At 58.7% G+C, this 22,283-nt stretch carries 22 protein-coding genes; 12 read left to right on the forward strand and 10 right to left on the reverse strand.

From position 1 onward, the window contains the following. The 4 genes from AC4GMC_RS10345 to AC4GMC_RS10360 all read right to left on the reverse strand — a co-directional run. A partial coding sequence (locus AC4GMC_RS10345) for a pseudouridine-5'-phosphate glycosidase (protein WP_490391451.1) occupies positions 1 to 110 on the reverse strand: 110 nt, incomplete at its 3' end. A gap of 52 nt (positions 111 to 162) precedes the next feature. Next, entirely contained in the window at positions 163 to 1,041 is an 879-nt protein-coding gene (locus AC4GMC_RS10350; protein WP_487877763.1) for a PfkB family carbohydrate kinase, read from the reverse strand. After that, positions 1,041 to 1,643 carry a LysE family translocator gene (locus AC4GMC_RS10355; protein ID WP_487877762.1) on the reverse strand — a complete coding sequence of 201 codons (603 nt, stop codon included), beginning with the start codon at positions 1,641 to 1,643 and terminating at the stop codon, positions 1,041 to 1,043. The genes AC4GMC_RS10350 and AC4GMC_RS10355 overlap by 1 nt, the downstream gene beginning before the upstream one ends. Before the next feature lie 161 nt (positions 1,644 to 1,804). Then, on the reverse strand, positions 1,805 to 2,500 hold the full coding sequence (locus AC4GMC_RS10360; RefSeq protein WP_487877761.1) for a M48 family metalloprotease: 696 nt from the start codon (positions 2,498 to 2,500) through the stop codon (positions 1,805 to 1,807). Positions 2,501 to 2,651: 151 nt separating this feature from the next. Between AC4GMC_RS10360 and AC4GMC_RS10365 the strand changes: the two genes are divergently transcribed. From AC4GMC_RS10365 to AC4GMC_RS10380, 4 genes are read left to right on the forward strand one after another with little or no spacing between them, the layout of a single operon-like run. Further along, complete coding sequence (locus AC4GMC_RS10365; protein ID WP_487877760.1) at positions 2,652 to 3,113, forward strand: GNAT family N-acetyltransferase; 462 nt, start codon at positions 2,652 to 2,654, stop codon at positions 3,111 to 3,113. A 14-nt stretch (positions 3,114 to 3,127) separates the two neighbouring features. Then, positions 3,128 to 4,477, forward strand: coding sequence for a DUF2927 domain-containing protein (locus AC4GMC_RS10370; protein WP_487877759.1), 1,350 nt, complete (start codon positions 3,128 to 3,130; stop codon positions 4,475 to 4,477). 31 nt (positions 4,478 to 4,508) lie between these two features. Beyond that, a complete protein-coding gene (locus AC4GMC_RS10375) occupies positions 4,509 to 4,679 on the forward strand; it encodes an apolipoprotein acyltransferase (protein ID WP_487877758.1) in 171 nt (56 codons plus the stop codon). Positions 4,680 to 4,685: 6 nt separating this feature from the next. Further along, a complete protein-coding gene (locus AC4GMC_RS10380; RefSeq protein ID WP_487877757.1) occupies positions 4,686 to 5,873 on the forward strand; it encodes a vWA domain-containing protein in 1,188 nt (395 codons plus the stop codon). Positions 5,874 to 5,908: 35 nt separating this feature from the next. On the opposite strand, the gene AC4GMC_RS10385 is transcribed toward AC4GMC_RS10380, so the two are convergent. Then, entirely contained in the window at positions 5,909 to 6,745 is an 837-nt protein-coding gene (locus AC4GMC_RS10385) for an AAA family ATPase (RefSeq protein WP_487877756.1), read from the reverse strand. Positions 6,746 to 6,920: 175 nt separating this feature from the next. On the opposite strand from AC4GMC_RS10385, the gene dksA reads away from it, so the two are divergent. Both dksA and AC4GMC_RS10395 read left to right on the forward strand, forming a co-directional pair. Next, entirely contained in the window at positions 6,921 to 7,343 is a 423-nt protein-coding gene (gene dksA / locus AC4GMC_RS10390; RefSeq protein ID WP_038008138.1) for an RNA polymerase-binding protein DksA, read from the forward strand. Positions 7,344 to 7,418: 75 nt separating this feature from the next. After that, entirely contained in the window at positions 7,419 to 8,561 is a 1,143-nt protein-coding gene (locus tag AC4GMC_RS10395) for an FAD-dependent monooxygenase (protein ID WP_487876424.1), read from the forward strand. On the opposite strand, the gene AC4GMC_RS10400 is transcribed toward AC4GMC_RS10395, so the two are convergent. Together AC4GMC_RS10400 and AC4GMC_RS10405 are read right to left on the reverse strand one after the other, a co-directional pair. Then, positions 8,558 to 9,253 (reverse strand): trypsin-like serine peptidase, encoded by a 696-nt coding sequence (locus tag AC4GMC_RS10400; RefSeq protein ID WP_487876425.1) that lies wholly within the window; start codon positions 9,251 to 9,253, stop codon positions 8,558 to 8,560. The two genes, AC4GMC_RS10395 and AC4GMC_RS10400, sit on opposite strands and share 4 nt — an antisense overlap. Positions 9,254 to 9,275: 22 nt before the next feature. Continuing rightward, complete coding sequence (locus AC4GMC_RS10405) at positions 9,276 to 10,679, reverse strand: helix-turn-helix domain-containing protein (RefSeq protein ID WP_487876426.1); 1,404 nt, start codon at positions 10,677 to 10,679, stop codon at positions 9,276 to 9,278. A 163-nt stretch (positions 10,680 to 10,842) separates the two neighbouring features. On the opposite strand from AC4GMC_RS10405, the gene AC4GMC_RS10410 reads away from it, so the two are divergent. The 6 genes from AC4GMC_RS10410 (at position 10,843) to AC4GMC_RS10435 (ending at position 17,311) form a co-directional block, all read left to right on the forward strand. Then, on the forward strand, positions 10,843 to 11,820 hold the full coding sequence (locus tag AC4GMC_RS10410; protein WP_487876427.1) for a tripartite tricarboxylate transporter substrate binding protein: 978 nt from the start codon (positions 10,843 to 10,845) through the stop codon (positions 11,818 to 11,820). Positions 11,821 to 11,897: 77 nt separating this feature from the next. Next, complete coding sequence (locus AC4GMC_RS10415) at positions 11,898 to 12,398, forward strand: tripartite tricarboxylate transporter TctB family protein (RefSeq protein ID WP_487876428.1); 501 nt, start codon at positions 11,898 to 11,900, stop codon at positions 12,396 to 12,398. A 12-nt stretch (positions 12,399 to 12,410) separates the two neighbouring features. Then, the gene (locus AC4GMC_RS10420; protein ID WP_487876429.1) at positions 12,411 to 13,928 is read left to right on the forward strand and encodes a tripartite tricarboxylate transporter permease; all 1,518 of its coding nucleotides are present in this window, start codon (positions 12,411 to 12,413) and stop codon (positions 13,926 to 13,928) included. Between the two features lie 35 nt (positions 13,929 to 13,963). Then, positions 13,964 to 15,490 carry an acyl--CoA ligase gene (locus tag AC4GMC_RS10425; protein WP_487876430.1) on the forward strand — a complete coding sequence of 509 codons (1,527 nt, stop codon included), beginning with the start codon at positions 13,964 to 13,966 and terminating at the stop codon, positions 15,488 to 15,490. A gap of 4 nt (positions 15,491 to 15,494) precedes the next feature. Further along, positions 15,495 to 16,478: a 2-dehydropantoate 2-reductase gene (locus AC4GMC_RS10430; RefSeq protein ID WP_487876431.1), complete on the forward strand. Its 984-nt coding sequence runs from the start codon at positions 15,495 to 15,497 to the stop codon at positions 16,476 to 16,478. Beyond that, complete coding sequence (locus AC4GMC_RS10435) at positions 16,475 to 17,311, forward strand: universal stress protein (RefSeq protein ID WP_487876432.1); 837 nt, start codon at positions 16,475 to 16,477, stop codon at positions 17,309 to 17,311. The genes AC4GMC_RS10430 and AC4GMC_RS10435 overlap by 4 nt, the downstream gene beginning before the upstream one ends. On the opposite strand, the gene AC4GMC_RS10440 is transcribed toward AC4GMC_RS10435, so the two are convergent. The 3 genes from AC4GMC_RS10440 to AC4GMC_RS10450 form a co-directional block, all read right to left on the reverse strand. Beyond that, positions 17,308 to 19,941 carry an AAA family ATPase gene (locus AC4GMC_RS10440; protein ID WP_487876433.1) on the reverse strand — a complete coding sequence of 878 codons (2,634 nt, stop codon included), beginning with the start codon at positions 19,939 to 19,941 and terminating at the stop codon, positions 17,308 to 17,310. The genes AC4GMC_RS10435 and AC4GMC_RS10440 overlap by 4 nt on opposite strands. Continuing rightward, a complete protein-coding gene (locus AC4GMC_RS10445; RefSeq protein WP_487876434.1) occupies positions 19,938 to 21,056 on the reverse strand; it encodes a metallophosphoesterase family protein in 1,119 nt (372 codons plus the stop codon). The genes AC4GMC_RS10440 and AC4GMC_RS10445 overlap by 4 nt, the downstream gene beginning before the upstream one ends. A gap of 91 nt (positions 21,057 to 21,147) precedes the next feature. Continuing rightward, on the reverse strand, positions 21,148 to 22,200 hold the full coding sequence (locus AC4GMC_RS10450) for a YeeE/YedE family protein (RefSeq protein ID WP_487876435.1): 1,053 nt from the start codon (positions 22,198 to 22,200) through the stop codon (positions 21,148 to 21,150). Between the last annotated feature and the right edge of the window lie 83 nt (positions 22,201 to 22,283).

Raw genomic sequence — 22,283 nt, forward strand, 5'->3', positions numbered from 1 at the left:
GGATAGGGCATGCCGTGGGTGATGATGGTGCTCTCAAGCGCCACAATCGGTGCGCCCTCGGCTTGTGCGGCCGCAACTTCCGCGCTCATTTGCATTGGCACGTCCAACATCATCCCTGTCCTTTTCGTTTGTTTGGCCTCGCGCAATCGAGGTCCCAATTGCCTAGTAGGTCTCGCCCGAGACGTAAATAGCCGCAGCTTCTAACGCCCGTTCAAGAGCTGCGTCCGGTGGTGCACCCTTCGCCTCTGCCGCGATATGGGCCGCCATGAATGTGTCGCCCGCACCGGTCACGCGGGTGACCATCACTTCACGGGGCTGCGCGCTGAATGTCCCGCTTTGCGACCCGCAGGCCGCCGCGCCCCCTCCGTTGGTGACAAGCACCCGGTGGACCCCGCGCCCGACCAAGGCGCCCGCAGCTTCTGCGGCGGTACCGTGGCTTTCGCGAAGCAGTAGGTTCGCCTCCTCAAGGTTGACGTAAAGCGTGGCGCGTCCTGCGTGCAAAAAGGGGGTTAACCGTTCGGCTTTGCCGGGCGAGGCGGGTGCGATCCGTAGATCCGTCCGCGTGAATGTCTCACTGATGGCGATGTCGGACAACAACGCCTCGGTCAGGTTTCCGTCTAACGCGATGATGCCAGACCAGCCCTCCAACGCGCCACGTTCCAAGGGGCGCAGTATCTTGGTCCCAGCCTGTTCAAGCGAGTGCGCATCTGCAATCGCCGCGATCAAACCATTGCCGCCTTCGACCGCCATATAGGTGTCCGTCGGTAGATCCTCGGAGCGGTACAGATGCGTTGTCTCCATGCCGAGCCGTGTACAGGCAGCGACCAGTTCGTCACCTTCGGGGTCGCGCCCGACAGCCGACAACAGCGCGGGCTGCATGCCATACGCCTTAAGAGCCATAGCAATGTTCATCGCGACGCCGCCGGGGATGCGCGTGATCCGCCCGGGCACATCAGAGCCCGCGCGCATGTGCGACGAGGACCGCCCGATGATGTCCCACAAAACCGAGCCTATGCACAGAACGTCTACGGTTTGCGGCATCACCGGCCCAATACCAAGCGCAGACCAAGGGCGCCCATCACCACCGCCGCGCCCCGGTCCAGATACAGCTTCGCCGCCATATACCGCTGTTGCGCTGCTGGCGTGCTCAAAAGCAATGACAAGCCAGTGTAGAACGCGATTTCTACCAAGAAATGGTTCATGACAATCAGACCCTTATCGATCATGCTTAACCCCGGTGGAAAAATCACGACCAGAACGGCTGCGGCAAACAGAACGGACTTGGGGTTAACCGCTTGCAGGAGCATACCGTCGCGAAAGGCTCGGCCAACAGGACGCAAATCGGTTCGAATGGGTGTCCTTGCGCCCTTCCACATCTGGATGGCAATCCATAGCAAATATGCAGCGCCGACCGTTTTCACGGCCCAATATGCCCACGGGAACGCTGCAAATATGGTTTCCAAGCCTAACAGCGCGGCTGCTGTCCAAAGAGCTGCCATCAGCCCCAGTCCAACCCCCATCGCGATCCCTGCGCGACGACCCGCCGATAGGATTGTGCGAATTTCCATAACCAACGCTGGCCCGGGCGATAGGATCGCCGCAAGCAGGGTCAGATTAAACAGCAGGACATGCTCAAAGCTCAAAACGGCTCTCCCTTAACAACCCGTGCAACACACCAAAACGGCACCCTATTGTCGAGCCTTGATGGTTCGCATCCCGCCAATCTCCTTTGTTCTTTAAATACTCACCTCGCGAGGCCGAAGGCCGCGCAAAAATGTCATGCCGCGTATGCGGCGCGTTGAACTTATCCTTCGGGCAGCTTGGTCCACCGCGCATCCAGCGCCTCAATGGCTGCCACGCGGTCGGCAGTTTTGGGGTGGCTCATGAGCCAAGCCGGCGCACCACGTCCTCCCATGCCGGTTAATGTCTCTAGCTTCTGCAGGAGTTGTTTTTGTGGCCCGGTGCCCAAACCTGCCTTAACCATTAATGCAGCGGCATAGGCATCAGCCTCGTATTCATCCTGACGAGACAGCCGGGCAGCCAGTACGGAGGTGAGCGCATTGGCCACCCAGACGCCGCCAAACGGCAAAACCCGCCCCAATACTGTTGCCAACACAACGCGGATCGCATTTTGACCCGAAAAGTCGATCATCCGGCGGCGCGAATGCCCGAGCGCGACGTGTCCCAATTCATGTGCCACTACAGAGGCAAGTTCCTCCGCAGTGACTTCACCCGCTTTGAACTTACGGTAAAATCCACGGGTCAGAAAAATCCGACCGTCCGGTGCCGCCAGTCCGTTAACCGGCTCAATCTCATAGATGTGCACGCGAATGCGCGGAATATCGAGCGCTTTGGCCATGGATTTGGTCAATCGCGCGATGTCTGGGTCCGCCAATTCCGTTGATTGCTGGTTTAGCATCTTTGCGGTCCGCCACGCGGAAAAGCGGTACATCACCAGTCCATAGATGAGCGCGAGCAGTATGGGAGAAAACTTTAACATCTGTCTGATATGGTGCACCTGAGTTGGCTTGCAAAGGGGGCGCTCACAGCTGTGCCGCAGGCCACGCCCTATTTGCGCCATATTCTGTCCATATTCTGTGATCTGCAGTAAAAAATATAATACGAACAATATCATACCGCTGAGGCAAAGCGTGACAGGCATTCAACCCCTTTCTATCCGCCCCATCGAGGCGGAGGATTATTCTGTATGGCGTGCACTTTGGGTGGGGTATCTTGCCTATTATGAAACGTCATTGTCCGACGCAGTTATCGACACTGCGTTTGAGCGTTTGATGTCAGATGACCCCACTACGTTTCAGGGGCGCCTCGCTTTACGCGATGGTCAGGCTTTGGGTCTTGTGCACTATGTTTTCCATCCGCACATGTGGCGGGTTGAGCCGGTTTGCTACTTGCAAGACCTCTACACATCACCCGAAGCGCGGGGGCAGGGTGTTGCTCGTGCGCTTATCCAAGCTGTCTATGATGCGGCCGATGCGGTTGACGCCCCGCGCGTCTACTGGCTCACCCAAGAGTTCAATTACAAAGGTCGGATGCTTTACGATCAGGTCGGCACCAAGACGCCATTCATTCGATACGACAGGCCTCCGAAGTGAGGGGCCGTTGGGTCTTGGCTGCGACGTTTGCGGTTGCGTCCTGCGCGCCCGTCATTTCGCCGTTGAACGACGCTGCATTAGAAGCTGAGACCGCCGCGATCACACTGCCTGCGATGAAGCGGTTTGATGGCGCGCTACCCCGCCCCGTTCCCATGCCCAGCAACGCGCAACTGGCGCAAGATTTTCTTGATCTGAGCTTTCAGCTCGAAAGCGGCCGTGCGCTGCCCGTTTTCACCCGGTTTGAGGGGCCAGTCACAGTTGCCGTCCGAGGCGATGCGCCCGATACGCTTGACCCGGATTTGGATGATCTACTGAAGCGCCTGCGGCGCGAGGCCGGTATCGATATTGCGCGCGCACAAGAAGGGCGGGCAGCCTCTATCACTATTGAGGCTCTCCCACGTCGAGAATTGCAAAGATTGGTGCCCCAAGCGGCCTGTTTTGTGGTGCCAAATGTTGAAGATTGGGATGAATACCTCTCCAAGCGGCGCTCCCGCTCGACGGATTGGGGGACGTTGACGGCGCGCACGCGGGCGGCGGTGTTCTTGCCCTCTGATGTAAGTCCGCAAGAAATTCGCGACTGTCTGCACGAAGAAATTGCTCAGGCTTTGGGGCCGTTGAATGACCTCTTTCGTCTGCCATTTAGCGTGTTCAATGATGACAATCTGCACACCATTCTGACCAGTTATGATATGACGATTTTGCGAATGACGTATGATCGTCGCCTCGTCACGGGCATGAACGTTGAACAAGTGATGGCCGCCCTTCCGGGAATTGTCGCGCAGGCCAACAAGCAAGGGGCGCAGGGACAGGGCCAACTCGTCAGCGACAGTTCTGAGGCTTGGAGGCGGGCGCTCAATCGATCGCTGCAACCGGGTCTGCCTGCGCGGCTCCGGGCGTCGGCTGCGGCGCGTGCCATTGATTTGGCCCGAGATGCGGAATGGAATGACACGCGCCTCGGCTATTCGCTTTTGTCGTTCGGGCGCGCTGCACTTGGTGTCGAACCCGAAAGCGCGATTGCCGCGATCGTCGAAGCGGCATTTGTGTTTCGTGATGCCTATGGCGAGGAGGTTCACACGGCCCACGCCATCGTGCAACCAGCGGCCTTTGCCCTGACATCTGGACAGCCAGATGTGACGCTTCGACTTGTAGAGGGGGCGTTGCCCGCCGCGCAAAAGGGGCAAAACGCAGCCCTTTTGTCCACGTTGTTATTGCTGCGCGCTGAGGCGTTGGAGGAAACAGGTCGCGTTTCCGAGGCGTTAGTGGTCCGCGAGGAAGGCAAGGCATGGGCGCTCTATGGCTTTGGCTCTGCGGCAGAAGTGCGCCGCCACGTCGCAGAGGTTGCCGCACTGCGCCCGGGCGTCTAAGTAGCGGTCTAACTCACAACACGAGGCTTTCATGCTCTATTCTGCAACGACCCTCCTTGGTGCCCTGATCGGTGGTTTTTTCGCACGTAAGAAAGGCGGAAACCGCTATGATATCGCGCAGTACTCGGCTGTTTGGGCCGTGCTCGGCTTTATGGTCGGGATGTTCGCCACGATCATCATTGGCCGCGTGATCGAAGGGTAATCTGCGATGCTCCTGCGCTTTTTCGACCAACTGCGTACGCATAATGTACCGGTCTCGATGCGGGAATTTCTGACCTTCTTAGAAGGGCTAAGCGCGGGTCTTGTGACCTATGACGTTGAGGCGTTCTACTTCTTTGCCCGCGCCGTGATGGTAAAGGATGAGCGCAACCTTGATAAATTCGACCGTGCCTTTGCGGCGACCTTCGAGGGGCTAGAGGCCCTGGACATGGGCGCGGTGCTAGAGGCCGTGAACCTGCCGGCTGATTGGCTGGAAAAGATGGCCGAAAAGCATCTGAGCGCAGAGGAAAAGGCCCAGATTGAGGCGCTGGGTGGCTTTGACAAGCTGATGGAAACCCTCAAAGAGCGCCTGAAAGAGCAAAAGGGCCGCCATCAGGGGGGTAACAAGTGGATCGGAACTGCCGGGACTAGTCCCTTCGGTGCCTATGGCTACAACCCCGAAGGCGTGCGGATCGGCCAAAGCGAAAGCCGTCATCAGCGCGCGGTGAAGGTCTGGGATAAGCGCGAATTCAAAAACCTAGATGACAGTGTTGAACTGGGCACGCGCAATATCAAAGTTGCGCTGAAGCGACTGCGCAACTGGGCGCGAGACGGCGCCGCAGAAGAGTTGGACCTAGACGGGACGATCCGCGCTACGGCCGAAAATGGCTATCTTGATGTTAAAACGCGCCCAGAACGGCGAAATGCCGTTAAAGTGCTTTTGTTTTTGGATGTTGGCGGGTCGATGGATCCGCATATTCGCGTTGTAGAGGAGCTTTTTTCAGCCGCTCGTGCGGAGTTCAAGCACCTTGAGTACTATTACTTTCACAATTGCCTTTATGAAGGCGTGTGGCGCGACAACCGCCGCCGTTGGAACGAAGTTACGCCCACTTGGGAAGTTTTGCGTACCTACGGGCCGGACTACAAATGCATCTTTGTGGGTGACGCGAGTATGTCACCATATGAGATTGCCTATGCTGGCGGCGCGAATGAGCATTGGAATGAAGAGGCTGGGCAGGTCTGGCTGAACCGCGCGCGCGAGCAATGGCCTCAACATCTTTGGATTAACCCTGTGCCAGAGCATCACTGGTCCTACACGCAGTCCATCGACATGATCCGCACCGTGTTTGAGGATCGGATGGTGCCAATGACCCTTGAGGGGATCACTTCGGGTATGAAATCGTTAACGGCTGGCTGAAGCGTTAACCATGATCCGTCGGCGCGGCGGTGCGTTTACCCGCGCCGCGCCATGAAAGCCAAACGTTCAAACAGATGAACATCCTGTTCATTTTTCAAAAGCGCACCGTGCAGCTTGGGTAGCGCGGATTTCGGGTCTACTCTTAGGGCTGCAGGGTCCAGATCTTCTGCCAACAAGAGTTTGAGCCAGTCCAGCACCTCGGAGGTTGAAGGCTTTTTCTTCAATCCCTGCTGTTCTCGCACAGTATAGAATTGCGTCAACGCGGTGGTGAGTAAGGCTTCTTTGATCCCTGGGTGGTGGACCTCAACAATCTGTTTCATCGTTTCCATATCGGGGAATCGGATGTAGTGGAAAAAACAGCGCCGAAGGAAGGCGTCCGGCAGCTCTTTTTCATTGTTCGATGTTATGATTACGATGGGCCGTTGTCGTGCTTTGACGGTTTCGCCCGTCTCATAGACAAAAAACTCCATCTTATCGAGCTCTTGGAGAAGGTCGTTCGGGAACTCGATATCGGCTTTGTCGATTTCGTCGATCAGCAACACGACGCGTTCGGGGGCATCAAACGCTTCCCAGAGCTTGCCGCGTTTGATGTAGTTCGCGACATCATTCACACGGTCATCGCCGAGCTGACTGTCACGCAGCCGGCTTACGGCATCATATTCATACAGACCCTGTTGGGCGCGGGTCGTAGACTTAATATGCCACTCAAACATCGGCAGGCCGAGGCTTTCGGCAACTTGCCGTGCGAGTTCAGTTTTGCCTGTTCCCGGCTCTCCTTTAACCAATAAAGGCAGTTCTAGCGTGATGGCAGCGTTTACCGCGACGGTCAAATCTTCGGGAGCTACGTATTTTTTGGTGCCTGTGAACTGCATATAGCCCGCCCTAGTTGTTTGTTTCGACTGCAAAGATTAACTCTACGCCATAAATTAGTAACTATGGTAAATCAATTCGTGACTCACGGAGCATTGGGATGTATTCGGGTCGCAGGGTGACCGGATGACTTTAGATATTAACAGGGTCTCTTCCGGTGGAAATAGAGGAAGTGATATGAAAGCCGAAACTTTTCTCCCGGAAGACTATCGTCCCGCTGAGGATGAACCTTTCATGAATGATCGTCAGACGGAGTATTTCCGGCGCAAGCTGCTTGCGTGGAAATCCGATCTGATCGACGAAACCGCCAGCACGATCGAGGGCCTTCAGGGCGGGACGCGCAACATCCCAGATGTAGCGGACCGTGCGTCTGAGGAAACCGACCGTGCGTTGGAGCTGCGCACGCGGGATCGTCAGCGCAAGCTGATTTCCAAAATTGACAGCGCACTGCGCCGGATCGACGAGGGCGAGTATGGTTACTGTGAGGCGACCGGTGAGCCGATTAGCCTCAAGCGGTTGGATGCGCGTCCCATCGCGACCATGAGCCTTGAGGCGCAAGAGCGTCACGAGCGCCGGGAAAAGGTCCACCGCGACGATTAAGTCGACGCTTCGGACTGGACCAAGTAGTAAGCCGCGCCCCATATTGGGAGCGCGGTTTTTCTTTGGGGGTATGCGGTGATCATCGGGGCAGAGGTGACAGTTTTGGGCGCTGGTATCGGCGGCCTGGCCGTGGCGACGGCGTTAGCGCAGCGCGGGGCCAAGGTTCGCGTGCTGGAGCAGGCGGATGAAATCACCGAAGTCGGCGCCGGCATTCAAATCAGCCCCAATGGCGTCGCGGTTTTACGCGCCTTGGGCATTGGTCCCGTTGGCGGGGCTAGCTCGGCCGTTAAGTTGCTGGATGGCGCATCAGGGTCTCTTGTATTGCGGATGGCGCTGCCCGAGGGATTTGAGTTGGTCCACCGCGCAGACCTTATTGCGGCGTTGGCCACTGCCGCGCGCGATGCCGGTGTGGACGTTCAGCTTGGCGCACGGGTTCAAGGCGTGGATGCGGATGGTGCGCAGGCTGTCTTGCGGATGGCGGACGGAACCGTTTCGCGCCAAGACATATTGATCGGCGCGGATGGATTGCATGCCCAAACACGCACGGCTGTTCTGGGAGATATAGCGCCCTTTTTCACCCAACAGGTTGCGTGGCGCGCGTTGATCCCGGGCAGGGCGCAATCAGCAGAGGCGCGCGTGTTTATGGGGCCAGGGCGGCATCTTGTGACCTATCCGCTGCGGGGTGGTGCGATCACGAATATTGTCGCCGTAGAGGAACGTGCGTCGTGGGCTGAAGAGGGCTGGAACCACACGGATGATCCCGAGAATCTGCGCGCGGCGTTTGCAGGCTTCTGCCCAGAGATCGCCGATATGCTGGCGCAGGTTGAGACCGTTAATATCTGGGGGCTGTTTCGGCATCCTGTCGCGGATAGATGGTCTCGCGGTGCGGTTGCTCTGCTTGGGGATGCGGCCCATCCAACGCTGCCCTTCTTGGCCCAAGGGGCGGTTATGGCCCTAGAGGACGCGTGGGTCTTGGCGGATGCGTTGGCTGTGCATGACAGTCGCGATCGGGCTTTCGCGGCCTATCAGGCGGTGCGCAAACCCCGTGCGACCCGCGCCATTGAGGCCGCGAACGCCAATGCCCGGAACTATCATCTAAGTGGTGCGAAAAAAACGGTGGCTCATGCGGGGCTTCGCGTGATCAACGCGGTGGCGCCACAGCAGATGTTGTCGCGGTTTGACTGGCTTTATGGTCATGATGTGACGCAGGGCGACTAGCGCCCCTCTAGGTGTGCCGCGACGGATGCGCGGAGCCAGTCGTCCAGCGCGACGGCCATTGCGGCCCCGTCACCGGCGCGGGCGACGGCTACGCCGACAATCCGCCATTCTCCGTTAGATTCGATCAATAGCGGAGAGCCTGAGTTCCCACCTCGGACCGGACATTCCACACCCATGAGCCGCCCACGGCCGGGGCCAACGGGGCAATCAAATGCGCCGCTTAACCCACCCTGTGCACCTACGTGATAGCCAAGCAAGGCGACGGGCGCGTCGTAGATTGCAGGCTCAGACATGTCCGCCAATTCCAATGGTGTTACGCCCGCCACGGGAACGGACAAGACTGCCAGCGCGATATCGTTCTCAAACGGCAAGGCCCCGATGCCCCCGTAGTCTGGATGCCGCAGAGTGCGCGCAATCGCGATGGACGGATTGCGTCGCCCAACCCGCCAGCCGGGGGCAAAGACTGCGTTGTTCGGACCCGCAGAAAGGCAGTGTGCTGCCGTTAACAATAAATCAGGGGCAATTAATGCGGCTGTGCATCCCTGTGAGGTCTGAAACTTAGGATCTGACCCCAGTCGGCCAATGGCGTCAAACGCAGCTCCGTACGTCAGGGGCAAGCGGGGCAGCCCATCTTGGGCCCAGCCGGGGGCGCCCCAAAACAGCAGGCCCAACAGGGCTGCAATTATTTGCAATCTGCTCAGGACGTGACCTCCGTTAACTTTGATATCGTGTGGTGCCGCGCCGATTCACGTCAAGCGGTAGGGCGACATGCAGCGGTTCATACGCGCGTTGGGCGCAATCAAGACGTGGACAGATATGGCAGTTGATCCCAATTTGGGCGATGGGGGCCTCGGCGCGGTCGTGGGGGTCGGCGTAGCGAATGCGGTGGGCATGGGTTTGCTCGCATCCAAGCGTGACGACCAGCCGCCTTGGCGTGTCCTGATGCTGGGTCACGGGGCGCGGCGTTGTCCGCGATATGGTAAAGAATTGTCCCGTATCAGGTAGTTCGACCCGTTGGGGGAGGATCGTATCCGGCGCGGCAAAGGCGCTGTGCAGGTTCCAGACTGGGCAAGCCCCGCCTTGATCTGCCAAAGTGAAAGGTGTCGCGTTAAACCGCTTGGTCACATTGCCGGCAGGGTCGATGCGCAGGAAAAAGAACGGCACGCCTTCGGCACCTTTGCGTTGCAGCGTCGTGAGGCGCTGGGCAACTTGTTCGAATGAAACCGCAAAGCGGGTCGCGATCCGGTCAAGGTCGTAACGGGTGTCTTCGGCGGTGCGGTAGATGGCATCGTAGGGCATCAAAAGGGCCGCCGCGAAGTAGTTGGCCAGTTCCACGCGGCACCGTTCTTGCCCGGTTTCGGTCGGGATGTTGGCATCGGTGATGAGGGTGTCCAGCAGTGCACTGACGCTCACGAGCGCTAGGACGTGCGCAAGCTGGAAAGTGCGGTTCACCGGGTCCAAAGCCTCGGAAATCAACACCCGGCTTTCGGCGATGTCAAAGACGCGCAACGCTTGTTCCATCTCCTCGACTGGCGCGAGAGCGACTTGCAGGCCATAGGCTTGTTTCAGGTGGCGCTTGAGGTTGGCATAAAGGTCATCGTTAGCTCCCCCAATGGCATCGCGCGCGGCCTCGGCGGCGGCCTCAAGCGGGGGGAAGTGATTCCCATGACTGCGGAAAAAGGTGTAAATTGCGGTCTCAGCGCGGACGGCTTGCACACTGCCAGAGGCGTCGTCTTGGGTCAGTTTGCGCATCGAATGCTGGAGCGCCTCGTGATTTGCGTACAATTGCAGGAAAAGCTTCACCACCGTGGGTGAATGGTCCAATGCCGCGCGCAACTCAGAGATGTCGGGGGCTTGGTCTGCGAACATAGGATCCCGCAAGCAGGCGCGCAAATCTGCAAGTTGTGTGGCGGAGCTGTCTTTAACCAGGTGGTGGGCGTCGATGCCGTAGGCTTCGCTAAGTGCCATTAACACGTTAACAGACACACTTCGTTGATTATTTTCCAAAAGGTTGATGTATGCGGCAGACACGCCCAGTTTGCGGGCCATCTCTGCCTGAGTGTCCGTATTTACCTTGCGGATATGCCGAATTTGGGGGCCGATAAGTGTCTTAACCATGTTTACAACATAACAGATAACAATTTTGTTGTCGAAATAATTAACAACAAAACACGATTAATTTTGGAACATTCTTTCAAGGACATATTTCTTGGATCATTCTGCATCGTACACAGCACCTTCAGCGTGCAGCCGAAATCACATGGATTGGGAGGTCCTCCGTATGACTTTGAAACTTACACGACGCTTGTCGCTCGCATTAGCAGCATCCGCGGCACTGGTTGCTACAGCCCCCGCATTTGCCTCGGATTGGAAGCCATCGAAGCCGGTTGAGATGGTTATCATGGCCGGTCAGGGCGGTGGTGCGGATCGCTTGGCGCGCCTTTTTCAATCCATTATCCAAAAAGAAAATCTGGCCTCCATGCCGATCCTGCCGGTGAACAAAGGCGGCGGTTCCGGGGCTGAGGCGCTGCGCTACCTCAAGGACAAAGAGGGCGATAACCATGTCATTATGGCCACGCTCAACAGCCTGTACACCACGCCGCTTCGCACCGACATTGGTGTAAACATCGAAGAATTCACACCCATCGCGCGGATGGCTCTGGATACCTTCGTTCTGTGGGTTAATGCCGACAGCGACATCTACACGCTAGACGATTATGTTACGGCTGTCCGCGCCTCGGGCGGGCAGTGGAAGATGGGCGGCACCGGTACCGGCCAAGAAGACAGCCTTGTGACATCTATGCTAGAAAACGAGTTCGGGCTTGAGATTACCTATGTGCCCTTCAAAGGGGGTGGTGATGTGGCCAAGAACCTTGTGGGTGGCCATATCGACAGCACGGTTAACAACCCTTCTGAGCAGCTGGGCTTTTTCACCGCCGGTAAGTCGCGCCCTATCGCAACGTTCACGCCCGCACGGCTGGCTGCTTTCCCTGACACGCCAACCATGACCGAACTGGGCCATGAACTGGTCTATGACATGCAGCGGTCCTTCATTGCGCCTGCCGGAATGGCACCAGAGGCCGTCGCCTATTACACCGAAATGTTCGAAAAACTGAACGCTTCAGAAGAGTGGCAGACCTACACATCCGAGAAATCCCTCGCGCCAGATTTCCTGACGGGCGATGCGTTGGGGGAATACTTTCTCGTGGAGCGCGAAAAGCATGCCTCGCTCCTAGAGATGAGCGAGCAAGGCTCCTGAGCCCAATCCGGACATAAACAATCTCAGGCGCGCGGGAGACACTGCGCGCCTGTTTGGGTGGGAAAGTTGAGACTATCATGCTGACTGCAGATCGCGTTCTTGCCGCGGGGATTATGGTCCTTTCGGTGTATTTTATGTGGCACGCCAGTGCGCTACCCATCGGGTGGAATGGGATGACAGGCGGGCCAGGGGGCGGAGCTTTTCCGTTCTGGCTGTCGGGGATCATGTTCTTGTGTGCGGGCGGGATTGTCGTGCGGTCGTTCAAGGACAGTGCGCCCTTTGCCAAGGATGACACGCCGTTTTTTGACCCCGATACGCTTCGGTCCGTTGTGGTTGTGACGCTTGCGCTGACGGCGACTGTGGCGGCCTTGCCCTTCGCGGGGGCCTACATCGCTATTCCAGTATTCCTGCTTTGGTATCTCAAAATATATGGCAAGCATGGATGGGTCCTGACCGGAGCGCTCACCATCTGCACACCCGTATTCTTGTTCTTTTTCTTCGAAGTCACGCTCAAAATCCTGCTGCCCAAGGGCTGGACGGAGCCGTGGTTCTTCCCGCTTTACGCGCGCTTTTTCTAGGGGACCTCGGCTATGGAACTGCTTGGATACCTTGGCGATGGCTTCGCCACATCATTGATGCCTATCAACATCCTGATCGTGATGATCGGGGTCACGGCTGGCTTGTTTATTGGCGCGATGCCCGGGCTGGGCTCGGTCAATGGGGTGGCAATTGTGCTGCCGATCACATTCATCGTGCCCCCATCGTCGGCAATCATACTGCTATGTGCCATTTACTACGGCGCGATGTACGGGGGCGCGATCAGCTCGATCCTGTTGGGTATTCCCGGCGCGTCCACGGCTGTTGCTACGACCTTTGATGGTCGGCCAATGGCGCAACAGGGCAAGGCAGGGCTCGCCCTGATTGCCGCGGCGGCTGCGTCCTTTGTCGGTGGCACAATTTCGGTTGTGTTGTTCACGTTGTTCGCTGTGCCGCTCGCGGATGTGGCGCTTGCGTTTGGCCCGGCTGAGGAATTCGCGCTCGTCTTACTGGCCTTCACCACTTTCGTGGGGCTTGGTGGCGATGATGTTCTCAAGACGATCATTATGATCTGCCTCGGCCTCGTGCTGTCGGCTGTCGGGCTGGACCTTATATCTGGCGACCCACGCTTGATTTTCTTTGACCAACCCGGGTTCTATTCGGGGATCAGTTTTCTGGTGCTTGCCATCGGTATCTACGGCGTAGGTGAAATCCTTTACACCATCGAAACCCAGAAAAGTGCGCCCCAAGTCACGCCCGCCAAAATCACCTTTCGTGAGCTGTGGTACGGCCTGAAGGAGATCAACAAACTCTGGAAAACCATGAGCTTTGGGTCCTTCCTCGGCTTCTTTGTGGGCATGTTACCCGCAGCAGGGGCAACGCCTGCGGCGTTGATGTCCTATGGTATCGCAAAGTTGCTGTCCAAAAAGCCTGAAACCTTTGGCAAAGGCGCCATTGAGGGCGTCGCTGCCCCCGAAACGGCAAATAACGCGGCCTCAACAGGTTCGCTTTTGCCGATGCTCACACTTGGCATTCCTGGCTCCCCCACGACGGCGTTGTTGCTGGGGGGCATGGTTATGTGGGGGCTGGTGCCAGGCCCGATGTTGTTCATTGAACAGCCCGATTTCGTGTGGGGCCTGATCTCATCGCTTTACACTGCCAACCTATTTGCCGTGTTGGTCAATCTGGCATTGATCCCGCTGTTCGTCTGGGCGCTGCGCATGCCGTTTACTGTGCTGTGTTCACTGGTGTTTGTGCTCTGTCTGGTGGGGGGCTTTGCGCCCAGCCAAAAGCTGCACGATGTCTGGCTGATTGTTGGATTTGGCGTCGTTGGCTACGTTCTGCGCAAAGCAGACTATCCGATGGCGCCGCTGGTACTGGCGCTGGTGCTCGGCCCCTTGATGGAACGCAGCTTCCGCCAGACACTGATCGCGGAGCAGGGCAACATGATGGCCTTTGTTGAGCGGCCAATATCGGGCACATTCATGGCGATTGCTGCGCTCTTTTTTGTGCTGCCAATGCTCAAACACATAAAACGCCTGTTGCGACGCGACCTGTCGCCTGCAGAATAAAACTAATCAAGATTTACTGGACGAGGGATGGATAGATGGAAACGAGTTTGAAAGCGTTGATTGGGGGTCATGATGGGGACGCGCGTGCGATTGGTGCGCCGGGGCGTGCGTGGCTGAGTTATGGTGCGCTGCGGGCCTTGGGGGATGAGGTTTCGAGCGCGCTGCACGGCATGGGGATTGATGCCAGCGACCGTGTGGCCATTGTGCTGCCCAACGGCCCTGAAATGGCCACCGCCTTTGCGACTGTTGCGCAGGCTGCGACGACTGCTCCGCTGAACCCTTCTTACCGCGAAGACGAATACGTTTTCTATCTTGAGGATCTGAATGCCAAGGCACTGCTTGTGGAAGAGGGCTATGAGGGTCCTGCATTTGCGGCCGCTCAGCGTTTGGGCATGGCGATCATCCGCCTGAGCGTACCTGAGGGGGCTGCGGCGGGGTATTTTACGTTGTCTTCTGAGCTGTCAGGGCACGCGTCGCGCGAACCTGCGGCCGATGATGTGGCCCTGATCTTGCATACGTCCGGCACCACATCACGGCCCAAAATTGTGCCCCTGTTGCAGTCGAATGTGGCGGCCTCGGCCCAGCATATCCGCGACAGTCTGGAGCTAACGCCAGAGGATTGCTGCATGAACGTCATGCCGTTGTTCCACATTCACGGGTTGATTGCTGCGGTGTCTGCTTCGCTGGCCTCTGGGGCGTCGATCTTTTGCACGCCGGGTTTTAATGCGTTGAATTTCTTTGCAATGATGGAGGAAGCGGACCCAACGTGGTACACCGCTGTGCCCACCATGCATCAGGCGATCCTGACCCGTGCCAGCCGCAATCGCGGGGTGATTGATGCCGCACGCCTGCGGTTCTTGCGGTCGTCTTCGGCGTCCTTGCCTGCGCAGGTGATGTTGGAGCTGGAAAAGACGTTTGGCGCCCCGGTGATCGAAGGCTACGGCATGACCGAAGCTGCGCACCAGATGGCCTCGAACCCGCTGCCGCCGCGCGCCCAAAAGCCTGGTGCTGTGGGTGTGGAAGCAGGCCCTAAGGTCCGCATCGCCCATGAGCTTGAGAACCACTTGATCGAGGGCACCGGAGAGGTCGTGATCTCGGGTCCGAACGTGACACCCGGCTACGAAAGCAACCCGGACGCCAATGCCAAAAGCTTTTTTGAGGCCGATGGCGCGCGTTGGTTCCGCACCGGTGATCAGGGCGCGTTTGACGCTGACGGCTATCTGCACCTGACGGGGCGGTTGAAAGAGATCATCAACCGTGGCGGCGAAAAGATCAGCCCGCTTGAGGTGGATGGTGTGCTGTTGGATCACGCGGATATTGCGCAGGTCGTGACCTTTGCCTTGCCGCATTCCAAGCTGGGCGAAGAGGTGGCGGCTGCCGTTGTCCTGAAGGAGGGCAGCACCGCGACCGAGCGCGACATCCGCGATTTTGCGGCCGAGCGCATGGCCGACTTTAAGGTGCCACGCAAGGTGATCATCATGGATGAGATCCCCAAGGGTGCGACTGGCAAAATGCAGCGGATCGGATTGGCCGAGAAGCTGGGTTTGGTAGAGAAAGCCTGAACTTATGAAAATCTGTGTATTCGGCGCCGGCGCGATCGGTGGCTATATGGGCGTGAAATTGGCCCAAGCGGGGGCGGACGTGTCGTTGGTGGCGCGCGGCCCACATCTGGCCGCTATGCAAGCCAAGGGTTTAACCCTGATTGAGGAAGATGGCGCACCGCAAACCGTGCAGGTCACGGCCAGTGATAACCCCGCCGATCTTGGACCGCAGGACTATGTGATTGTCACGCTCAAGGCCCATTCGGTGCCGGCGGTTGTGCCCAAAATGCAGCCGCTGATCGGGCCGAACACCACCATCGTGTCGGGTGTGAATGGGGTGCCTTGGTGGTACTTCCACAAGATCGGCGGTGCGCTAGAGGGCACGCGGCTGGCCAGCGTTGACCCTGGCGATGCGCAGTGGGATGGCTTTGGTCCTGACCGTGTGCTGGGCTGCGTGGTGTACCCCGCGGCCGAGGTTCAGGAGCCGGGCACCATCAAGCATATCGAAGGCAACAGGTTCTCTTTGGGGGAGCCGGACGGATCGAAATCCGAGCGTGCTATGGCGCTGTCCAAGGCGTTGTCTGCGGCGGGTCTGAAGGCGCCTGTGCGCCCCCGGCTGCGTGATGAGATTTGGGTGAAGCTGTGGGGGAACCTGTCGTTCAACCCGATCTCGGCCCTTACCCACGCGACGCTTGATGTGCTGTGTACGGACGAAGGGACCCGGCCTGTGGCGCGCAACATGATGCTAGAGGCGCAGGCGATTGCGGAAAAACTGGGCGTTAAGTTCCCGATTGATGTGGATCGTCGGATTGACGGCGGTGCGGCCGTTGGCGCGCATCGGACATCTATGTTGCAGGATCTAGAGCAGGGGCGCCCCATGGAGATCGACGCGCTCTTGGGGTCCGTGCAGGAGCTTGGCCGGGTGACAGACACGCCCACGCCGATCATCGACACTGTCCTCGCGCTCACCAAATTGCGCGGACGCACCGCAGGGCTGTATGCAGGATGAGCATCAAGAACATACTTGTGGCCTATAACGGCCTGCCCGGTTCAGACGCTGCCCTCGCCGGGGCGGTCACTGTGCAAAAATACTTTGATGCGCATCTCAATGGTCTGTTTGCGCATGGCAATCCGATGCTATCGCGTCAAATCAAACAAAATTGGATGCCTGCGTCCGTGCAGGCTGCGATATTGGAGGCCGCGGATAGCCCAACTGCCGAAATTCAGCGAAAGTTTTTCGAGGCGTGCCGTGAGGTTCCAGCCGAAAAGCTGCATTGGATCGATAGTGGCGGCTCTGTGCAACGGACGGTGGCGCGGTATGCGCGCCTGTTTGATCTGACCGTTCTGGGCATGCATGAGACGAACGATGAGCACAATTTGGCGCATATCGAAATTCATCCCGATAGGGTGGCATTCGACAGTGGACGACCTGTGATGACCTTTCCGGCCAACCATAAGGGGAGTGTGTTTAACGGGCGTGCGGTGGTCGCATGGGATGGTGGGCGTGCGGCGGCACGGGCCTTGGCCGATGCGATGCAAATCCTGAAAACCGAAGCCGAGGTTGAGATCGTCTCGGTCGGGCGCTCACCCCTGGCCGACAGCCTTCCGGGGATCGACGTGGCCATGGTGTTGGATCGGCACGATGTCAAAGTCACCCTAACCGAACTCCCGCGGGAGCGGCGGCCCATCGCGGATACGCTTGTTTCACATTGTGAAAAAACCGGCGCAGGTTTGTTGGTCATGGGGGCTTATGAACATTCGCCCCTGCGTGAAGGTCTCATTGGCGGGGTCACGCATGACATTGCCGCGCGGGCCAATATTCCGGTCCTTATGAGCCATTAGTCAGTGCCCACGCGGATAGCCGCGCGGGTGCCACCTAGTTCCGAGAATGCGCGTGTCCGACAGCTTAGGACAATGATCTGCTGGTTCTGCGCCGTTTGGGCCAGCATGGTAAAAATGGCCTCGATCCGGGCATCGTCAGTATGCACTAGCGCGTCGTCCAAGATGATCGGCACGTGCTTGCCCTGTTTGGCAAACAGGCGGGCGAACGCCAGCCGGGTCAGGATCGCGATTTGCTCATAGGCGCCGCCAGACAGCACATCGAGGGTATCGGTCACACCGTCGCGGGTGATCGAATGAACAAGCATTTTGTCTGGGTCCAGATCGAACGCAGCACCAGCGTGCAGCTGCGCCAGAAGCGGCGTCAATTCGGCCCGGATTGGTGCAAAATAGGTTTCCTGCGCGGCCTGCCGAGCATTCTCCAGCTCTTGGATCAATAACGCCCAAGCCTGCGCTTCTTGCGCATAGCGGGCTGCACGTGTGCGGGCCTCAACTAATTGCTCCTCAGCTTCGGCTAGCTTTTCTTCAACGCTCGCATCGGCTTGCACACCAATCTCAGCCGTTAGCCCCGCAAGTTGTAGCTCAAGCGCGCGGCGTTCTGTTTCATCCGCAGTTTGTGCTCCGACGAGCCGTTGGTGCGCGGCCTCTAGGGTGGCCACATCCGGGGTCAGGGCTTGCAGAGCTGTGACGTCGGCGTCTGCTTTTTCCCGCTGCTGGATGAGTGAGGTGCGTTTGGCCTCTAGGCTTGCGCGCTGATTGTCTTCGTCCGAGGCGGGGGCCAGCGTTTCTTGCTCGGTTGCAAGGCGCTCCAACGCGCCGGAGGCCTTGGCGCGCGCGGTGATGGCTTGGGTCACAGCCTGTTGCATTGCATCTAGCGGGGCGCGGGCGGCCTCAATTTCCACATCAAGTCTTTGGGCGGTCTCGGCAAGGGTTGCTTGCGCTGTTTGCGTCTCACGCTCTGGGTCGGGCAGGGGCGCGTCCGAGGCATGGTTTAGCTCGGCGCAAAGCGTGCGCCATGTTGCTTCAAGCGCGTCTGTGCCATCAGGCGCCAATGCCACGATTTGCGCCCTAGCCGTTGCGGCACTTGCCTTGGCCTCTTGACGCGCGGACAGGGCCGCGCGGGCAGCGGGAATATCCGCGACCCCAAGTGCAGTCAGTTGTGTGGTCATTTGTGCACGCAACACGTCCCGCTTGGCGCTATCGGCGGCCGTGCCGGGCACAAGCCGCAATGTGCCGTACCCTTCAAGTGCAAGCGTCATGTCTGCGTCGATGGGCACATCGGTATTTGGTAAAACGAGGGCGCCATCGCGTGTGGCCTTGGCGTGGTCATGGGGGTGCAAAATGAGTTTGGCCGCTGTCGCGTTGTGGCGTTCCTCCGCGACAGTCAGGTTGATCTGCAAGGCGTCCAATGCCTCGATATCGGCATGTGTGACCTCCGGCATCGTGCCGAGCGCGGATTGCGCGTCCTGTAGGGCCGCGCGCGGTGCGGCCAACGCGTCCCGCGTGCGGGCGAGTGCGCGCAGACGGTCCCATTTTTGCGCCGTCAATTGCGCGATTTGTGCGGCCTGACGCGCAGCTTCAAGATCTTGGCGCTCTGCCTGAAGCTTGGTGAGCTTTTCTTTTTGCGCACTCAGCGCTTGCGCCGCTGTTGTCTCTGCCTGTGTGGCCTGTGCGTGCGCATCCTGTTGGGCCTTTAGATCCTGCATCAGCTTCGCACGACGGGCGCGTATCGCATCCAAATCCGTGAGCGATTGGGCGACCAAAGCCTCTTCTCGGGTGATCACATCCAGCGCGGCGGAGGCTTCGTTGAGTTTCGCAAGGTGGCCTTGTGCAGTCTTTAGCGCCTCAGCCGCTGCTTTGATTTTCGAAGCTCTTGTCTGTGCAAGTTCCGGGTCGTTCAGCGCATTCAGACGCGCCTTTGCACTGCGTTTTTGCGCGAGGGCGGCAGAGAGTTTCCGTACCTGCTGTTGCAATTGGTCACGGGTAGCTTCAAGCGCCTCAGCGGTGTCCTCGGCCTCTTTCCATGGGCCGTTTGCCTTGGGACGCAGGGTTTTGGTGGCCAGCGTGTCCAGCTCGGCTTGGGCGCGGCTAACAATCCGGTCCATCCGCCGTCCGCCTGTGACGGTGTCAATCTGACCCTGAACGCTCGACATTAGATCGCGCCGCGCGGTGAGGTTATCGGCATCTTTGTCGCGGCCGGTCGGGTCCACATGGGTCATGCCTTGGCGCACCCACAAAAGACCCGTCGGACCTTTGTGCGCGCGCAGAATATGCGCCTCAATCCATGCCTCCGCATCGCCGGCTTGCTGCACAATCGCGCCTGTGGCCATGTCGATCACCTGTGCGCTGCGCTGTTGCAGGTATGTTTTTTCGATCCGATAGGCACGGCCTTCTATGTCAATCTCGGCCGCGATCTGAACGGGCCCACCGGAATGCGGCTGTAGGGATTTCACCTCTTGCGACTGTGAGCTGTGGGCCGAGAACAGCAATACATGAAGGGCGTCAAAGAACGTTGATTTACCCTGCTCGTTTTCGGCAGTGATGGTCGTGAGACCATCGCCAAACGGGCCAATCTGTGCTGTTTGACCCGCAAAGCGGCGCACATTGTGCAGTTTGAGGCTACGCAGCTTCATGCTGACCGGTCCTCCTGCGCGAGGTGGAATAAATGGGTCAGAGCGATTTGCGCCACTTGCGCGTCCTCAGCGCTGCGGCCTGTGAGGTCTGTGGCCGCCATCAGACTGTCTGCGGCCGTGCGCAGAGCGCCAGCCTCTGAGATAAGGTCCAAATCCGTCACAGATTGCGAGATGCCGAGGTTATCTGCATCCACCTCAAAGTGATGGAAATCTTCGCGCAAACCTTCGCAGGCAGACAAGAGTGCCGCATGATCCGATAGGCCCAATCGACCACTTAGCCTAAGTTTCACAAGTGCTGTATCGCGGCCCGTCTGGGGCAGCGTTTGGGCCAGTTGGCTGAGAGGATCAACGCCCTCAAGGCATTGCACATGCAAGCCGTGCCACTGGAACGTGCCCAGATTGATGGGGGTGACCGTCGGCTCGGCGCCGGGGGCGGGGATATCGACCAAAAGCGCCCCGGCAGGGGGGTGGTCCTTGAAGCTATCAGGTTCGGGCGTGCCAGCGTACCATGTGCGCGGGGTCAGCTGCATCTGTCCGTGCCAATCGCCCAGGGCGAGATAATCTAGCCCGGCTGTTTTGGCCCGGTTTGGCGGGATGATCGCAGGCGTTGCGGCCTCGGACCCGAAATCGACGACGCCGCCATGGGCGAGACCGATGCGGATGCGTCCCGGTGTTTCGCATCGGGCGGTCCATGCCGTCAGGTCCATGCCGGGCGCGCGCACAGTGGGCGGGCAGGGTAGGATCGCGACATCATCGCCGATCTCAATGACTTCGGGCGTAAGGGCGAGGCGAAGGTTATCGGGCGCGTCGCGGGCAATCCGCTCCCACAACTCAACTGCGGCGAGGCTATCGTGGTTCCCGGGCATCAAAACCCACGTCACCTCGGGCACTTCGGCAATGATGCGGAGCGCGCGATTGATCGTTTTGGGGGGCGGTGTTTCTGCATCGAACGTGTCACCAGCGATGACGATCACGTCGGCGTTGTGATCCCGCGCGGCCTGTCCAATCGCGCGCAGAGCCGTCAGTCGGGCATGGCGCAAAGCGGCGCGCGTATCCTCATCAAATCGGCCAAAGGGTTTAGCCAGATGCAGGTCAGCGGTGTGAAGAAAACGCACAGGGGGATGCCTTTGGTATGGCGCGGCAGAGCCGCTTTTAGGGTGGTACTGTGCCCAAGCCTATGCGGGACCGCAAGCCGTCAAACCTTGGCTAGTCGATCGATGCAAAGCCCGTGATTAACTGGCGTAAACCCAAGGCTGCGCCAAGAAAAATGGCGGCAAAGGTGATGGGCGCGCTATAGGCAAGAACCGAGAAGGCTGAAATCCCTTGGCCCACGCTGCACCCGACCGCAAGGATCGCACCGGGGCCCATCATCGCAGCACCGGCCATTTGGCGGCGCAACTCGCGGGGGTCATCGCAGGCCTCCCACCGGAAATGGCCCTTGGAGTATGAGCCAAGAGCCGCGCCGATGATCACCCCCAGTACTGAGCCTACACTGAACGACAGCGCGTTGCCGGAGGCGGTCATGCTGTAATAAATCGTATCGCCCAAGGGCGCGGCAAAGGCATGAGTTTCGATGGGTTCAACCTCAAACCCAGTGGTCGCGACCCAGTATGTGCCGAGCCAGCCGGAAATGATGGCAAGGCCGACAACTGCGCCCCACAAAATCTTAGAGGGGTTGCGCCGCATCTCGGATTTGGAAAGGGCGAGCACAATCAGGCCGCCGCCAAACAAAAGCCCCGTCGTCAGTGGTGAAATACCGAAGCCTTCAAACAGCTGCGTAAAGCCCTGTGGCTCAAGCGCGCTTTCTTCAATCGGAAAGAGCCAAACGCGTGTAGAGGCAAGCGGCCCAGACATCACGAAATAGGCCGACAGTCCCATCACGAGCACGATGACGAACCCGCGTAGGTCGCCGCCCCCCAGTCGTGCCAACGCGCCGTAGCCGCAATTGCCACTCAGTGCCATGCCATAGCCAAACATCAGTCCGCCGATGATCGTGCCAACGGGGTTCCACTTGCGGTCCAGATACGTGACGCCTTCGGTGCCGAACCACCCAAGGCTTAGGGCGATGTGCGTGCCCAAAATCGCGACGCCGATCGCGATGGCCCACATCCGCAGGCGCAAATCCTCATCGCCGTAGAGGTAATCTTCGATGGCACCTAATGTGCAAAACCGCCCTAATCGCGCGGCCAACCCAAGCGCTACTCCCCCCACCAATCCGACGAGTGCGGCAGTGTTCGCTTCTCCGAGTATGTCTAGCACAACAGTCCTCCCTTAACCTGTTTGCTAAGGGCTTGTTGGCTCAATCCTCCCGGCAGAATAGGTCGTATACAACTTCCATGATC

The organism is Thalassobacter sp. (assembly GCF_982993085.1).

Bases quoted from the DNA above. Each gene is read 5' to 3' on its own strand.
- AC4GMC_RS10380 (WP_487877757.1), top strand. From the start codon at position 4,686: ATGCTCCTGCGCTTTTTCGACCAACTGCGTACGCATAATGTACCGGTC.
- AC4GMC_RS10410 (WP_487876427.1), top strand. From the start codon at position 10,843: ATGACTTTGAAACTTACACGACGCTTGTCGCTCGCATTAGCAGCATCC.
- dksA (WP_038008138.1), top strand. From the start codon at position 6,921: ATGAAAGCCGAAACTTTTCTCCCGGAAGACTATCGTCCCGCTGAGGAT.
- AC4GMC_RS10360 (WP_487877761.1), bottom strand. From the start codon at position 2,500: ATGTTAAAGTTTTCTCCCATACTGCTCGCGCTCATCTATGGACTGGTG.
- AC4GMC_RS10415 (WP_487876428.1), top strand. From the start codon at position 11,898: ATGCTGACTGCAGATCGCGTTCTTGCCGCGGGGATTATGGTCCTTTCG.
- AC4GMC_RS10385 (WP_487877756.1), bottom strand. From the start codon at position 6,745: ATGCAGTTCACAGGCACCAAAAAATACGTAGCTCCCGAAGATTTGACC.
- AC4GMC_RS10350 (WP_487877763.1), bottom strand. From the start codon at position 1,041: ATGCCGCAAACCGTAGACGTTCTGTGCATAGGCTCGGTTTTGTGGGAC.
- AC4GMC_RS10430 (WP_487876431.1), top strand. From the start codon at position 15,495: ATGAAAATCTGTGTATTCGGCGCCGGCGCGATCGGTGGCTATATGGGC.
- AC4GMC_RS10440 (WP_487876433.1), bottom strand. From the start codon at position 19,941: ATGAAGCTGCGTAGCCTCAAACTGCACAATGTGCGCCGCTTTGCGGGT.
- AC4GMC_RS10425 (WP_487876430.1), top strand. From the start codon at position 13,964: ATGGAAACGAGTTTGAAAGCGTTGATTGGGGGTCATGATGGGGACGCG.
- AC4GMC_RS10435 (WP_487876432.1), top strand. From the start codon at position 16,475: ATGAGCATCAAGAACATACTTGTGGCCTATAACGGCCTGCCCGGTTCA.
- AC4GMC_RS10420 (WP_487876429.1), top strand. From the start codon at position 12,411: ATGGAACTGCTTGGATACCTTGGCGATGGCTTCGCCACATCATTGATG.
- AC4GMC_RS10375 (WP_487877758.1), top strand. From the start codon at position 4,509: ATGCTCTATTCTGCAACGACCCTCCTTGGTGCCCTGATCGGTGGTTTT.
- AC4GMC_RS10405 (WP_487876426.1), bottom strand. From the start codon at position 10,679: ATGGTTAAGACACTTATCGGCCCCCAAATTCGGCATATCCGCAAGGTA.